The following is a 14,318-nucleotide window of genomic DNA, read 5'->3' as shown; positions in this document are numbered from 1 at the left end:
CATGAGACGCAACATCGGCACGGGCAGCGCGTGGGAGAGCGTCGTCGGCTACTCGCGCGCCGTGCGGGTCGGCGACACGGTGCACGTCGCGGGCACCACGGCGGTGCGTGACGGACGCGTGGTGGCGCCGGGCGACGCGTACCGCCAGGCGCAGGTGGCCCTCGAGATCCTCGTCGCGGCACTGGTCGAGTGCGGGGCTTCGCCGGCCGACGTCGTGCGCACCCGCCTCTACGTCACCGACATGCGCGACTGGGAGGCTGTCGGACGGGCCCACGGTGAGGTGTTCGCCGACGTGCGCCCGGCCTCGACGCTGGTGCAGGTGAGCGCCCTCATCGAGCCCGACCTGCTCGTCGAGATCGAGGCGGAGGCCATCGTCGGCGGCTCGGCGTCCGCCGTCACTCCACCCTGACGTTGACGACGTGGATGCCGGTGGCACCGTCGGGCGCCGGCGGGGCCTCGAGCGGCGACTGCACGACCCCCTTGTCGTCGTAGGCCCTCACGCGCAGGTCGTGGCTGCCGGGTGTCGCCTGCCACTCGTAGACCCACTGCCGCCAGGTGTCGATGCTCGCGTCGACCGCGAGCCGGGCCTCGGCCCAGGGCTGCTGGTCGACCTGCACCTCGACCTTCGAGATGCCCGTGTGCTGGTGCCAGGCGACACCGGCAACCGCGACGGTGCCGGCCTTGACCGTCGCCCCTGCCCGCGGGACGTCGATGCGGGAGGCGGTCTTGATCGGGCCTGTCGCCGACCAGCCGCGGGTCGACCAGTAGGCCACGTCCTGCTGGTACGTCGTCACCTTGAGCTCGGTCACCCACTTCGTCGCCGACACGTAGCCGTAGAGGCCGGGGACGACGACGCGTACGGGGAAGCCGTGCTCGAAGGGCAGCGGCTCGCCGTTCATGCGGATCGCGAGCAGCGCGTTGCGGTCGTCGGTGAGCGCGGCGAGCGGCGTCGACGCCGTGAACCCGTCGATGCTCGTCTGCAGCACCATGTCGGCGCCGGCCTTCGGGCCCGCGAGCGCCAGCAGCTCGCGCACCGGCCAGCCGGTCCAGACCGCGTTGCCGATGAGGTCGCCTCCGACCTCGTTCGAGACGCAGGTGAGGGTCACCAGCGCCTCCTGCATCTGCTTGCCCTGCAACGTCTTCCAGTCGATCTCGACCTCGCGGTCAACCATGCCGGTGACCTTGAGCTTCCAGTCGTTCGCGTCGATGTGCGGCACGACGATGGCGGTGTCGATGCGGTAGAAGTCGGCGTTGGGGACGATGTAGGGCGTGAGGCCTGGGACACCGAGGTCGGCCCCTGCGGGGATGGCGAGCTTCGTGCCCTTGAGCGGCACGCTCTTGAGCGCATCGCGTGAGACCGTGGCCGCCGACGAGCCACCCCCGACGTAGCTCCCGAGGTATGCGGTCACGGCGCCGACCGCGCCACCGATCAGCCAGCGCCTACCGGGGTTCGCGGCCCCGGCTCCACCGGTTGCACCTCGTGCAACCGGCGAGCGGCTGAGGAACCACAGGCCGGCGACGGTGCCGAGCACGGTGGGCAGGACGTCGAGAGGGCCGGCGCCCGGGCGCGTCATGACGGCTGCCGCGCCGACGACCCCGACGAGGGCGAAGGCGACGAGCGCCGGCACCATGCGTCGCGTCGCGACGGCACCGATCGCTGCACAGACGAGGGCGAGCACGGCCACGGTGCCGACGAGCAGGGCACGCTTGTCGTTCGTGCCGAACGTGGAGACCGCGAAGTCCTTGAGCCACGGGGGTGTCCGGTCGATGAAGGCACCGCTGACCGCGGCGACCGGAGCGGGTTGCCCGGACGACTGGCCGACCGCGACCAGGGCCGCGGCCGCCAGCGTGGCGAGGCCGACCGTGACCAGCCCGACCACCACCCCGTCGACGGCTCCCCACCACAGTGGGCGAGCCACCGGCTCCTGAGCGGTCTCGGGACGGGTGGCCGGGCTGGTTGCGGTCATGGCCTCAGGTGCTCCTTCAGGTGCGGCACGAGGGCTCGGAAGGCGAGCGAGCGGTGCGACACGTGGTTCTTCTCGTCGGCGGCGTACTCCGCCAGTGTGCGTTCGTTGCCGTCGGGTTGGTCGGATGGCACGAAAATCGGGTCGTAACCGAAACCATTCGTGCCACGGGGCTCGCGCGCGACGGTGCCCGGGAAACGCCCGACCTCGGCGGCCGAGCGTCCGTCGGGCAGCACGAGCGCCGCGGCGCAGACGAACGCCGCCGCACGGTGCTCGTCGCGCACGTCACCCAGCTGGGCGAGGAGCAGCTCGAGGTTGGCCCGGTCGCCGCTCCCACCGGACCAGCGTGCGCTGAAGATCCCCGGCGACCCGCCGAGCACGTCGACCGCCAGGCCGGAGTCGTCGGCCAGCGCGGGCATGCCGGTGGCGTGCGCCGCAGAGGCCGCCTTGAGGATCGCGTTCTGCTCGAAGGTGACGCCGTCCTCGACGACGTCAGGCGCGTCGGGGAACTCGTCGAGTCCGACGATGTCGAGCCCCAGCTCCGCGCTGACGTCGCCGAGGATCTCGCGCAGCTCCTCGACCTTGTGGGCGTTGCGGGTGGCGAGGACGACCTTCGTCACGCGACCGACCCCCCGTCGGCCCCGCCGGCTGACGGTGTGGCGAGGGCCTGCTGCTGCTGCGCGGTGAGGTCGGCGCACCCCTTCGTCGCGAGGTCGAGCAGCTGCCCCAGCAGGTCGCGGTCGAAGGGCTCGCCCTCGGCCGTGCCCTGCACCTCGATGAAGCGCCCGTCGCCGGTCATGACGACGTTCATGTCCGTCTCGGCCGTGGAGTCCTCGGGATAGTCGAGGTCGAGCACGGCGCGGCCACCGACGACCCCCACCGAGATGGCGGCGACGGAACCGGTGAGGGGCTCGGCCTTCTTGGCGATGAGACCCTTCGCGCGGGCGTCCTCGATGGCGTCGGCGAGCGCGACGAACGCGCCGGTGATGGCGGCCGTGCGCGTGCCGCCGTCGGCCTGGAGCACGTCACAGTCCAGGACGATGGTGTTCTCGCCGAGGGCCTTCGTGTCGATGACGGCGCGCAGGCTGCGCCCGATCAGCCGGCTGATCTCGTGGGTGCGGCCTCCGATGCGGCCCTTGACGCTCTCGCGGTCGGAACGGGTGTTCGTCGCCCGCGGGAGCATGGCGTACTCGGCCGTGACCCACCCGGTGCCCTTTCCCTTGAGCCATCGGGGCACCCCTTCGGTGAAGGACGCCGCGCACAGCACCCGGGTGCGACCGAACTCCACGAGGACGCTGCCCTCGGCATGGTCGAGCCAGTTGCGCGTGATCCGCACCTCGCGCGTCTGGTCGGGGGCACGTCCGTCATGTCGGTGGGTCATGACGACGAGGCTAGCCATGCTCGGTGCCGAGCCCCGCATCGCGGGTGCCCGGTGGACGGTCGTCGGTCAGTCAGTCGCTTCCGTCGACAGGCGCTCGACCTCGTCGGCCGACAGCTCGAGGTCGACGGCCTTGACGGAGTCCTCGATGCTCTCGGGGCGGGAGGCACCCGGGATCGGCACCACGGTCGGGGCCAGCGCGAGCTCCCACGCGAGGGCCACCTGCTGCGGGCTCACGTCGTGGGCGCGCGCCACCTCGGCGAACGCGTCGTGCCTGCTACCGAGGTCGCCGGCCCTGCTGATGCCGCCGAGCGGACTCCAGGGCAGGAACGCGATGCCGAGCTCGGCGCACAGGTCGAGCTCGGGAGCACTGCTGCGGAACGCCGGTGAGAACTGGTTCTGCACCGACGCGAGACGTCCCCCGAGCACCTCCTGGGCCTCGCGGATCTGCGACGGGTCTGCGTTCGAGATGCCGGCCATCTCGATGACCCCCTCGTCGAGCAGCTCGGCGAGCGCACCGACGGACTCGGCGTACGGCACGTCGGGGTCGGGCCGGTGGAACTGGTAGAGCCCGATCGCGGTGCCACCAAGCCGGGCGAGCGAGGCTCGCGCCGCCTCCTTGAGGTGGTCGGGACGACCGTTCAGGGTCCACGACCCGTCACCCGGCCGCAGGTGGCCGCCCTTGGTCGCGACGAGGACGTCGGAGGCGTCGCCGGGCCAGGACGCGATGGCCCTGGCGATGAGCGACTCGTTGTGCCCGACCTCGTCGGCGTCGCGATGGTACGCGTCCGCCGTGTCGATGAGGGTGACACCGGCGTCGAGCGCGGCGTGGATCGTGCGGATCGAGCGGGCCTCGTCGGGCCGCCCCTCGATCGACATCGGCATGCCGCCGAGCCCGATCACGCTGACCTTCCTCGCTCCGATGGTTCGCTGGTGCACTGCGCCTCCCTGGGTCGGTCGTGCGTCGGGTGGTCCGGGTCGTCGGTGCGTGGACGGGCCTTCGGCCGGGCGACGCACCGAGACGACTCATACCCGGGCGGCCGCCGCCGTCACCCACGCGTCCAGGGTGGCGGAGTCGTCAGAGCGAGTAGCTGGCGCCCGGCTCGGCGAGCTCGACCTTGCCCGGCCAGACCGCGGCGGCCTGCTCGCGGCACACCTCGGGGTCGTTCCACGCGGGGATGTGGGTCAGCATGAGGCGCCCCACTCCCCCGGCCCGGACGGCGGCCTCGGCGGCGCGTCTTCCGGACAGATGGATGTCGGGCACGGTGTCGCGGCCGTCGACGAAGGCCGAGTCGGCCAGGACCAGGTCGGCACCCGCCATCAGGTCGGTGAGCTCGTCGCAGGTGTCGGTGTCACCGGTGTAGGCGAGCGTGCGCCCGTCGGCCTCGACCCGGAAGCCGAACGCGTCGACGGGGTGGTTGACCCGCACCGGGGTGACGGTGAACGGTCCGACCGTCACGGTCTCGCGGTCGCGCAGGTCGTGGAAGTCGAACGTGCCGAAGACGTCCTCGCTGTCGCCTCCGCCGTAGGCACGGGCGAGGTGGACGCCCGTGCCCGGGGGTCCCCACACCGGCATCGCGGGACGTCCGGGGCCTCCCGGGACGTAGCGCATCATGACGTAGAGCCCACACATGTCGATGCAGTGGTCGACGTGCAGGTGGCTGAGCAGGACGGCGTCGACGGCATACGGCTCGAGGTGGGTCTGGAGGGCACCCAGGGCGCCGTTGCCGAGGTCGAGCACGATGCTCCAGGTGCGGCCCTCGTGCTCGGCCTGCACGAGGTAGGACGACGCGGGCGAGCGTGGCCCGGCGAAGGATCCCGAGCACCCGACGATCGTGACGTCCACGGGTCGAGCCTAGGTGCCGACGCCGACGCCGGCTCGCGACCGGCGCGTCGCGTGTGTCACACCGCGCCGGGGGGCTCGTCCTCGACGTCGTCGCCGGAGTCATCCGTGAGGTCCTCGGTGAGGTCGTCGACGTCGTCCAGGTCGTCCTCGTCGTATGCCGTCTCGCCGAGGCTGAGGTCGGTGCCCATGAGCGCGTGCGTCAGCGTCTCCTGCAGCCAGGTCAGGAAGTCGTACCAGGCCATGGCGTAGCCGAGCGGGTCGTCGTCGTCGATCACCTCCATGGCGGCGTGCAGCGCCTCCGCGTCCTCCTCTGTGCGCATGCCCATGCGCTCGCCGAGGAGCAGGCGCACGTCGGTCAGGGCCATGAGGAAGGCCGGCGCCTGCTGCTCGCCCAGCACCACCCGGTCACCCGAGACCCCCGTCAGCCGGTCGAGGGCGACGTCGAGGTTGCCGCTCTTGCGCTGTCGCAGGCCTTCCTCGGTCAGGCGGCGGAACTCGGCGGCGACCTGGTCGTCGCCCCGGTGGGCGGTGGGGAGAAGTCGGTCGAGGGCAGGGTCACGGTCGGTGAGGCTCGACGAGTCCGGTTGCGCCACAGGCTCGCCCGCGCCGAGGCCGTCGCCGCCGTCAAGCGGGTGGGTCCGATCGGCCGCGCTCAGCGAGAGGCCCATCGAGGCCACGAGGTCGTCGAAGGTGTCACCGGTGGGCTCGATCTCCGGGGACAGCAGGATGCGGGTCTGCTGCATGAGTCCGTAGAGGACCGTGCGCTCGGTCGCGTCGAGGAGCGCGACGTAGTCGTCGTCCTCGCGCAGGAAGGCGCGTGCCATCACTCGTCCTTCTCGAACGTCGCCCACAGGCCGTAGCCCTGCAGTGCCTCGGCGTCGCGCTCCATGGACTCCCGCGGCCCGTTGGAGACGACCGCCTTGCCCTTGACGTGAACGTCCATCATCAGCTTCTCGGCCTTGGGACGCGCGTAGCCGAAGTACGTCTCGAAGACCCAGGTCACGTAGGTCATGAGGTTGACCGGGTCGTTCCAGACGATCGTCACCCAGGGCAGGTCCGGAGACACGACGTGCTCGGTCGAGGTCACCTCCTGCTCGACAGGGGCGAGGGAGAGGGTCGCTGCGGTCACAGGGCCACCCTAGGTCCCCGGACGGGGGGCCCGACCCGGGAGTCGTGGCCGGGGCTGCTCCCGACCGCGAAGAGAGGCACACCCCTAGGGTGAGGAAGGTGAGCCCGACGAGCCCTGGCGCCGCGAGCACGGCGCTGTTGACCGACCACTACGAGCTGACCATGCTGCAGGCCGCCCTCGCCTCCGGCGAGGCGCACCGGCGCTGCGTCTTCGAGGCCTTCGCGAGGCGGCTGCCCGACGGGCGCCGCTACGGCGTCATCGCCGGCACCGGCCGGGTGCTCGAGGCGCTCGAGCAGTTCCGCTTCGGCGACGAGGAGCTGCGCTTCTTGTCGGACCACCAGGTCGTCGACCGGCCGACGATCGAGTGGCTCGAGTCCTACCGGTTCTCGGGCGAGGTCAGCGGCTACGCCGAGGGCGAGTGCTACTTCCCGCAGTCCCCCGTGCTCGTCGTCGAGTCCACCTTTGCCGAAGGGGTCATCCTCGAGACGCTGGTGCTCTCGATCCTCAACCACGACACGGCGATCGCCTCTGCGGCCTCACGCATGACGACAGCAGCCGGCGGTCGGCCGTGCATCGAGATGGGGTCGCGACGCACCCACGAGGAGTCGGCCGTGGCAGCGGCCCGGGCGGCATACGTCGCCGGCTTCGACGCGACGAGCAACCTGGAGGCTGGACGGCGCTACGGCGTGCCCACGACCGGCACGGCCGCGCACGCCTTCACGCTGCTCTACGACTCGGAGAAGGAGGCCTTCACCGCGCAGGTCGAGTCGCTCGGCAAGGGGACGACCCTGCTCGTCGACACCTACGACGTCAAGACGGCTGTCGACCTCGCCATGGACATCGCCGGGCCCGAGCTCGGGGCGGTGCGCCTCGACTCGGGCGACCTGCTCATCCAGGCGACCGAGGTGCGCGCCCAGCTCGACGCGGCGGGCAACACCGACACCCGCATCATCGTGACATCCGACCTCGACGAGTACGCCATCGCCGGACTGGCCGCCGGGCCGGTGAGCGGCTACGGCGTCGGCACCGCGCTGGTCACCGGCTCGGGCGCCCCGACCGCGTCGATGGTCTACAAGCTCGTCCAGCGCGAGGACGCCTCCGGCCAGATGCGGGGCGTGGCGAAGAAGAGCAAGGACAAGACGTCGGTCGGTGGTCGCAAGTGGGCGATGCGCCGCCTCGGTGACAACGGGGTCGCGCAGGCAGAGGTCATCGGCATCGGCGAGCGACCACGCGACGACGGCAACGACCGCCCCCTCATGATCGAGCTGGTCCGCGCCGGTGAGGTCGTCGACCACCAGGACATCCACGAGGCCCGGGCTCGGCACGAGGCCTCCCGCGCCGAGCTCCCCCGCGCGGCCGCGCAGCTCTCACGCGGCGAGCCCGTGATCCCAACGATCTACGAGGAGGACTGAGCCGTGGTCGAATCGAGCAGCATCCACCCTTCCGAAGGGTCTGCCGGTGCCCGGCGGGCGCTCGTCATCGTCGACGTGCAGAACGACTTCTGCGAGGGCGGTTCGCTCGCCGTCGAGGGCGGCGCCGACGTGGCCCGGCAGGTCAGTGACCACGTGAGCCGCCATGCGGCCGACTACGACCACGTCGTGGCGACCGCCGACTGGCACATCGACCCCGGCGCCCACTTCTCGCAGAGTCCCGACTACGTCGACACCTGGCCGGTCCACTGCGTCGCCGGCAGCGAGGGCGCCGAGTTCCACCCGCGCCTGGCCGGGGCCCTGGCCCACGTCGAGGCGGTGTTCCGCAAGGGTGAGCACGCCGCTGCCTACAGCGGTTTCGAGGGTCGGTCCGACGACGACGAGCACCTCACGCTGGCCGACTGGCTCCGGGAGCGAGGGGTCGGGCAGGTCGACGTCGTGGGCATCGCCACCGACCACTGCGTGCGCGCCACGGCGCTCGACGCGCAGCGCGGGGGCCTGCACACGACGGTGCTGCTGGACCTCACGGCCGGCGTCGCAAGACCGACCACCGACGCAGCCGTGGCGCAGCTGATCGAGGCGGGAGTGCGGCTGCTCGGGTCACCGACCGTCGCCTGACGGCGCCCCGGCCTCCGGACCGAGGTATGCCGTCACGCTGGGGCGTGAGGTGGCACCTCGACTCCCTGCGTGAGGCCCTCAGCGCAGGATGCCGCGCAGCGCCTCGGCCGCTCGCCGCAGGTGTGGGCCGACGGTCCGGGCGTCGACGGGCTCGAGGGAGACGACCCCGACCGACGCCTCGACACCCCCGGGCGGCTCTGCGCCCACGCCCAGCGGCACCGCGAGCCCGTGCGCGCCTGCCTGCAGCTCCCCGTCAGTGGAGACAGGCCCCGACCGACCGGCCCGCCCGGCCAGGATGGCTCGCCCGGCGGCTCCCTGGTCGAGGCGGTGCCGGGCGCCCGAGCGGTAGGCCACGTGGAAGTCGGTCCACGAGGGCTCGACGACGACCAGTGCGAGCGCCTCGTCGCCCTCGGCGATGGTGAGGTGCGCGGTGGCGCCGACCGCGTCGGCGAGCTCACGCAGCACCGGACGTGCCTCGGCGCGCACGATCGGCGTGACGGCCGAGGCGAGCCGGCTCACGCCGAGCCCCAGCCGCACGCGGCCGTCGGTGGCCCGCGAGACGAGCCGGTGCTCCTCCAGGGTGGTGACGAGGCGGTAGACGACCGGGCGACCGACACCCAGCGCGGCGGCGAGCTCGGTGACGGTGAGGCCGGTGGGGCCGCTCTCGCCGGCCAGTGCCTCGAGCACCCGGATGCCGCGGTCGAGCGTCTGCGACGACTCGGCTCTCGCCGACCCTCTGACGGGCTCGGAACCGGGAGCGGGCACCGCTCTCAGCCCTCGGAGTGGGCGGCGCCGGGATCGCCGCCGCCGACGAGGCCCTTGGACCAGGACGCCGCATACCTGCCGTCGTCGACGGCGAGGCCGCCCTCGCCGAGCTCGAGGGGCCGGAAGGTGTCGACCATGACGGCGAGCTCGTCGAAGCGCTCGACGCCGAGCGACCCCTCGGTGGCACCCGGCTGGGGGCCGTGGGGGTGCCCGCCCGGGTGCACCGAGATCGACCCCTTGCCGATGCCGGACCCCTTGCGCGCCTCGTAGTCGCCGTCGACGTAGAACATGATCTCGTCGCTGTCGACGTTCGAGTGGTAGTAGGGCACCGGGATCGCGAGCGGGTGGTAGTCGACCTTGCGCGGGACGAAGTTGCAGATGACGAAGTTCCAGCCCTCGAAGACCTGGTGGACGGGCGGCGGCTGGTGGATGCGGCCGGTGATCGGCTCGAAGTCGCGCACGTTGAAGACGTACGGGTAGAGGCAGCCGTCCCACCCGACGACGTCGAGCGGGTGGAACGGGAGCGTGTGCACCGTGCCGACGACCCCGCCGGGCCCGTTCCCGCGGTGCTTGATGTACACCTCGGTCTGCTCGTCCGGTCGCTCGCCGACGTCCTCGGCGAGCAGCGGCCCCGCGGGCTGGCGCAGGTCGCGCTCGCAGTAGGGGGCGTGCTCGAGCAGCTGGCCGTACTTGCTGAGGTAGCGCTTGGGCGGGGCGATGTGGCTGTTGGCCTCGATGCAGTACACGCGGAGCGGGTCCTTGGTCGAGCGCTTCGGGATCCACCGGTGCGTCGTCGCACGCGGGATGATCACGTAGTCGCCCTCGCCCACCTCGAACGCGCCGAAGACGGTCTCGACCCGGGCCTTTCCCCGCTCGACGTAGACGCACTCGTCACCGATGCCGTTGCGGTACCACGGGCTTGCTTGTGCGGCAACGGCATACGAGATGCGTACGTCGCCGTTGCCGAGCACGAGACGGCGCCCCGTCACGACGTCGGTGTCGCGGACCGCCTTGGCGTCGAAGAGGTCGTGGAGCTTGAGGTGACGCGGCACGAGCGGGTGGTTGGGGGTCGTCGACTGGTCGGGCAGCTCCCACACAGCGGCGCCGATCGTCGTCGACGGGATGTTGCGGTGGTAGAGCAGCGAGCTGTCGGAGCTGAACCCCTCCTCGCCCATGAGCTCCTCGTAGTAGAGCTCGCCCGGGGTCCGCCCCTTGCCGGGGCGGCGGTGCTGCGTGTGCCGCTTGGGTGGGATGTTGCCGACAGCCTGGTAGTGCGCCACGGGCGAGAGCCTCTCCGTCGAGCGCGTCCGTTGAACGGACGCTGGTGTATCACTATTGCAACAGTGGAGTACGCTCCCGGTCATGTCAAGAACGCCCTTCGCGCCGCTCTTCGACCGCCTCGTCGACGACGCCGCCGTCTTCCCGCCGGGGCTCGCCCCCGTCGACGTCGCCGTGCGCGAGCACCTCGACCGTCGCGAGGGGCCGTATGCCGCCCACATCGGTCCGCTCCTCGTGCCGGCCACCGCGGCGGCCGAGCTCGCAGACCTCGCCGCGAAGGACGAGCGAGCCGTCGCGCAGCCGCTCGAGGTCGGGCTCATCGTCCGCCCGGGCTCCCCCCTCGAGCCGCTCCTCGACGCCGTGGAGCTGCTGCGCGACGACCCCCGGATCCTCGTGGGCGCCGCCGAGCTCGGCTGGACCGACGGGCCCACCGGCTGGCGCAGGGCCCTCGACCTGGACATTCCCCTCGTGGTCGAGGTCGGCCTGGGCTCCGACCAGGAGTCGGCCCTCGACGACCTCGCCCACGCGGTCGACCACGAGCACGACGTCACCGCCAAGTTCCGCACCGGCGCGACCCCCGCGTGGGCCTGGCCCGACGAGACGACGCTCGCCGGCTTCCTCGACGCCGTCGTCCTCCGGGGCCTGCCCTTCAAGCTGACCGGCGGGCTGCACCACGCGGTCCGCGGCGACCACGCCGGCCACCCCGCACACGGCCTGCTCAACGTGCTCCTCGCCACCCACGAGGCCCTCGACGGCGCCGAGACCCGCGAGCTCGCGGGCGAGCTCGGCCGAAGCGACACCGAGGTCCTCGTCACCGCGGTGTCGGGCCTGCACGAGAGCGAGGCGCGCCGCCTGCGAGCGAGCTTCACGGCATACGGCTGCTGCGGCGTGCTCGACCCCCTGACCGAGCTCGAGGCACTCGGCCTCGTTCCCAGCAAGGAGACCCACGCGTGACACTGCCCGCCCAGCCGACCACCTGGCTCGACGTCCCTGCCGACCACCCGTTCGGCATCAACACGCTCCCCTACGGGGTCTTCAGCACGAGCGACGACCCGACGCGACGGGTCGGTGTGCGCATCGCCGAGCTCGTCCTCGACGTCGGGGCCGTCGCCGCGATCGGCCGCGATGCCGGGCTCGTGGGCGACGGACCCGACCTGGCGACGGCCTGGCTCACACCGAGCCTCAACGCGTTCCTCGCCCTGGGTCGCCCAGCGTGGTCGGTGGCGCGCGAGTGGCTCACGGAGGTGCTCACCGACGAGGTGCATCGCGAAGGGGTGTCCCCGCACCTGCACCCGATCGCCGACGTCGAGCTCCACCTGCCCATCGAGGTCGCCGACTACGTCGACTTCTACGCCAGCGAGGACCACGCGAGCAACGTCGGGCAGATCTTCCGGCCCGACAACGCCGCGCTACCGCCCAACTGGAAGCACCTGCCGATCGGCTACCACGGCCGGTCGGGCACCGTCGTCGTCTCGGGCACCCACGTCGTGCGACCGAGCGGCCAGCGCAAGGCACCGTCCGATCCCGCGCCTGTCTTCGGCCCGAGCACCCGCCTCGACATCGAGGCCGAGCTCGGCTACGTCGTGGGTGGTTCCACCGAGCTCGGCTCACGGGTGTCGGTCGACGAGGCCGCCGACCACCTCTTCGGCGTCGTGATCCTCAACGACTGGAGTGCCCGCGACATCCAGGCGTGGGAGTACGTCCCCCTGGGGCCCTTCCTCGGCAAGTCCTTCGCGACGTCGATCTCGGCCTGGGTCACGCCGCTCGACGCTCTGGCCGCCGCGCGCATTCCCCTTCCGGGACAGGCAGATCCGCAGGTGCTGCCCTACCTCCAGGGCGACGCCTTCGGCCTCGACGTCCACCTCGAGGTCACCCTCAACGGCACGGTGGTCTCGCGCCCGGAGCACGCGGCGATGTACTGGTCGCCGGCGCAGATGCTCGCCCACCTGACCGTCAACGGAGCCTCGATCAGGGACGGCGACCTCTTCGCTTCCGGAACCATCAGCGGCCCGACCCGCGAGAGCCGCGGCAGCCTGCTCGAGCTCACCTGGAACGGCAGCGAACCCGTCACCCTCGACGACGGCACGACGCGCGGCTTCCTCGAGGACGGCGACACCGTGACGATGACCGCCTGGGCCCCCGGGCCCGACAACTCACGCATCGGCATCGCCGAGGTCACGGGCACCATCGTCCCCACGCGCTGAACCTCGACTGTGGGTGAAGGTGCTGTCAGTGCAGGACGACCGGAGGCGCCCCTGCCGGCTCGGACTCCTCGACGAGCAGCCGTGAGTTCTCGTGCCTCCGCGGCAGGAAGCCCGCCGCGACGAGCGTTGCGGCGCAGAGGATCGCGGCGATGAGGAACGTCTTGCCGTAGACGTGGGCGAGCTCGGCGATGGCCGTGGCCATCCCCTGCGGGCCGAGCTTGTCCTTGATGGTCGGGTCGAACTGCGCGCCCAGCACGGCGCCGGCCGACTGCGAGCCGTTGAGGTAGTTGGTGAACACCACCGAAATGACGGCGACACCGATGGAGCTCGCGATCTGCTGGGTGATGTTCAGCAGCGTCGAGCCACGCGCCACCTGGTGGTGGGTCAGCGTCTTGAGCGCCGAGGTCATGATCGGCATCATCGTGCCGCCCATGCCGAGACCCATGAGGAACAGCACCGGGATGATGAAGCCCCAGTAGGAGGTGTCGGGGCCGACCTGGGTGAGCGCGAACATGCCCGCCACGATCGCGACCAGCCCGAAGGGCACGATGCGCCCGACGGGGATGCGGTCGGCGAGCGATCCGGCGACGGGCATCGTGAGCATGGCCCCGATGCCCTGCGGGACCATGAGGTACGCCGCGTGGAGCGGTGTCTCGGCGCGCACCTGCTGGAGGTACTGGGGCACGAGGAGCAGTCCCCCGAAGAACGCCGCCGCGAAGAGGAACATGGTGACGATGGCGACCGTGAGCCGGCGGTTGCTGAACAGACGCAGGTCGAGCAGCGGGTGCTTGGGCCGGAAGCTGTAGAACACGAAGGCGACGATCATGGCCAGGCCCACGAGGCCGGGGACGAGCACCTTCGCCGACCCGACCGTGCGCTCGCCGGGGATCGAGCTCACGCCGTAGAGAAACAGTGCGAGGCCGGGCGACATGAGCAGCATGCCGATGAGGTCGAAGGACTCGGACGGCTCGGGCCGGTCGCCGGGCAGCGCCCAGAGGGCGTAGAGGACGGCGATGATGCCGATCGGCACGTTGATCAGGAAGATCCAGTGCCACGAGTAGTTGTCGATGAGCCAGCCGCCGAGGATGGGGCCGAAGATCGGCCCGAGCAGCATCGGGATGCCGAGGACTGCCATCAGCCGGCCCATCCGCTCGGGGCCGGCAGCACGAGTCATGATCGTCATACCGAGGGGCATGAGCATGCCGCCGCCGAGGCCTTGCAGGACGCGGTAGCCGATGAGGATCTCGATGGACCCGGCGGTCGCGCAGAGGGCCGAACCGGCCGTGAAGAGGATGACGGCCATGATGTAGAGACGTTTGGTGCCGAAGCGGTCGGCCGCCCACCCGGTGAGCGGAATGACCGTCGCGAGCGCCAAGGTGTAGGCCGTGACCGTCCACGCCACCGTGGAGTAGGCGAGCGGCTGACCACCCGGCTCGGCGAAGACGGTCTGGAACTTGGTCAGGGCGATGTTGACGACGGTGATGTCGAGGATCGACATGATCGCGCCGAGGACGACGACCCCGGCGACCTTGAGGACGGCCGCGTCGAGCTTGTCAGGATAGGCCGGACCGCCGGAACCGGCGGATGGTGCGACTGGTGCAGACACTGGTGGGCTCCGATTGTCTTCAGAGTTCTGGATCGGCGACGACGCCGTGGCAGCGGTACGGACCGCGCACCCACGATTGTGCCGCGCACCCCCGACAACG

At 71.5% G+C, this 14,318-nt stretch carries 15 protein-coding genes; 5 read left to right on the top strand and 10 right to left on the bottom strand.

The window, feature by feature from the left end; genetic code table 11:
* Position 1 precedes the first annotated feature (1 nt).
* On the top strand, positions 2–409 hold the full coding sequence (locus AB4091_RS18140; RefSeq protein ID WP_442293582.1) for a RidA family protein: 408 nt from the start codon (positions 2–4) through the stop codon (positions 407–409).
* Here the strand turns inward: AB4091_RS18140 and AB4091_RS18135 are convergent.
* The 7 genes from AB4091_RS18135 to clpS all read right to left on the bottom strand — a co-directional run bounded on the left by AB4091_RS18135 (position 396) and on the right by clpS (position 6,317).
* Positions 396–1,967 carry a molybdopterin-dependent oxidoreductase gene (locus AB4091_RS18135; protein WP_442293580.1) on the bottom strand — a complete coding sequence of 524 codons (1,572 nt, stop codon included), beginning with the start codon at positions 1,965–1,967 and terminating at the stop codon, positions 396–398. The genes AB4091_RS18140 and AB4091_RS18135 overlap by 14 nt on opposite strands.
* A complete protein-coding gene (gene rdgB, locus AB4091_RS18130) occupies positions 1,964–2,584 on the bottom strand; it encodes an RdgB/HAM1 family non-canonical purine NTP pyrophosphatase (RefSeq protein WP_442293578.1) in 621 nt (206 codons plus the stop codon). The genes AB4091_RS18135 and rdgB overlap by 4 nt, the downstream gene beginning before the upstream one ends.
* Positions 2,581–3,345 (bottom strand): ribonuclease PH, encoded by a 765-nt coding sequence (gene rph / locus AB4091_RS18125; RefSeq protein WP_442293576.1) that lies wholly within the window; start codon positions 3,343–3,345, stop codon positions 2,581–2,583. The genes rdgB and rph overlap by 4 nt, the downstream gene beginning before the upstream one ends.
* Before the next feature lie 66 nt (positions 3,346–3,411).
* Positions 3,412–4,281 (bottom strand): aldo/keto reductase, encoded by an 870-nt coding sequence (locus AB4091_RS18120; protein ID WP_442293574.1) that lies wholly within the window; start codon positions 4,279–4,281, stop codon positions 3,412–3,414.
* Between the two features lie 139 nt (positions 4,282–4,420).
* Positions 4,421–5,188 carry an MBL fold metallo-hydrolase gene (locus AB4091_RS18115; protein ID WP_442293572.1) on the bottom strand — a complete coding sequence of 256 codons (768 nt, stop codon included), beginning with the start codon at positions 5,186–5,188 and terminating at the stop codon, positions 4,421–4,423.
* A 56-nt stretch (positions 5,189–5,244) separates the two neighbouring features.
* Entirely contained in the window at positions 5,245–6,012 is a 768-nt protein-coding gene (locus AB4091_RS18110) for a DUF2017 domain-containing protein (protein ID WP_442293570.1), read from the bottom strand.
* Positions 6,012–6,317: an ATP-dependent Clp protease adapter ClpS gene (gene clpS, locus AB4091_RS18105; protein WP_442293568.1), complete on the bottom strand. Its 306-nt coding sequence runs from the start codon at positions 6,315–6,317 to the stop codon at positions 6,012–6,014. Before clpS ends, AB4091_RS18110 begins: the two co-directional genes overlap by 1 nt.
* A gap of 98 nt (positions 6,318–6,415) precedes the next feature.
* Here clpS and AB4091_RS18100 point away from each other — a divergent pair, with 98 nt between their 5' ends.
* Both AB4091_RS18100 and AB4091_RS18095 read left to right on the top strand, forming a co-directional pair.
* Positions 6,416–7,729, top strand: a complete 1,314-nt coding sequence (locus AB4091_RS18100; RefSeq protein WP_442293566.1) for a nicotinate phosphoribosyltransferase — start codon at positions 6,416–6,418, stop codon at positions 7,727–7,729.
* Positions 7,730–7,732: 3 nt separating this feature from the next.
* A complete protein-coding gene (locus AB4091_RS18095; RefSeq protein WP_442293564.1) occupies positions 7,733–8,365 on the top strand; it encodes an isochorismatase family protein in 633 nt (210 codons plus the stop codon).
* 78 nt (positions 8,366–8,443) lie between these two features.
* Here the strand turns inward: AB4091_RS18095 and AB4091_RS18090 are convergent, their stop codons facing one another.
* Both AB4091_RS18090 and AB4091_RS18085 read right to left on the bottom strand, forming a co-directional pair.
* A complete protein-coding gene (locus AB4091_RS18090; RefSeq protein WP_442293562.1) occupies positions 8,444–9,130 on the bottom strand; it encodes an IclR family transcriptional regulator in 687 nt (228 codons plus the stop codon).
* Positions 9,131–9,135: 5 nt separating this feature from the next.
* A complete protein-coding gene (locus AB4091_RS18085; protein WP_442293560.1) occupies positions 9,136–10,410 on the bottom strand; it encodes a homogentisate 1,2-dioxygenase in 1,275 nt (424 codons plus the stop codon).
* Between the two features lie 82 nt (positions 10,411–10,492).
* On the opposite strand from AB4091_RS18085, the gene AB4091_RS18080 reads away from it, so the two are divergent.
* Together AB4091_RS18080 and fahA are read left to right on the top strand one after the other, a co-directional pair.
* On the top strand, positions 10,493–11,362 hold the full coding sequence (locus tag AB4091_RS18080; RefSeq protein ID WP_442293558.1) for a hypothetical protein: 870 nt from the start codon (positions 10,493–10,495) through the stop codon (positions 11,360–11,362).
* Positions 11,359–12,612, top strand: coding sequence for a fumarylacetoacetase (gene fahA / locus AB4091_RS18075; RefSeq protein WP_442293556.1), 1,254 nt, complete (start codon positions 11,359–11,361; stop codon positions 12,610–12,612). The genes AB4091_RS18080 and fahA overlap by 4 nt, the downstream gene beginning before the upstream one ends.
* Before the next feature lie 25 nt (positions 12,613–12,637).
* Here the strand turns inward: fahA and AB4091_RS18070 are convergent, their stop codons facing one another.
* Complete coding sequence (locus AB4091_RS18070) at positions 12,638–14,218, bottom strand: DHA2 family efflux MFS transporter permease subunit (RefSeq protein WP_442293554.1); 1,581 nt, start codon at positions 14,216–14,218, stop codon at positions 12,638–12,640.
* Positions 14,219–14,318: the final 100 nt, after the last annotated feature.

The organism is Terrabacter sp. 2RAF25, from assembly GCF_052115265.1.
Classification (GTDB): domain Bacteria; phylum Actinomycetota; class Actinomycetes; order Actinomycetales; family Dermatophilaceae; genus Terrabacter.
Note: the sequence above shows the minus strand (reverse complement) of the source record. Positions and strands in the feature narration are given on the sequence as shown.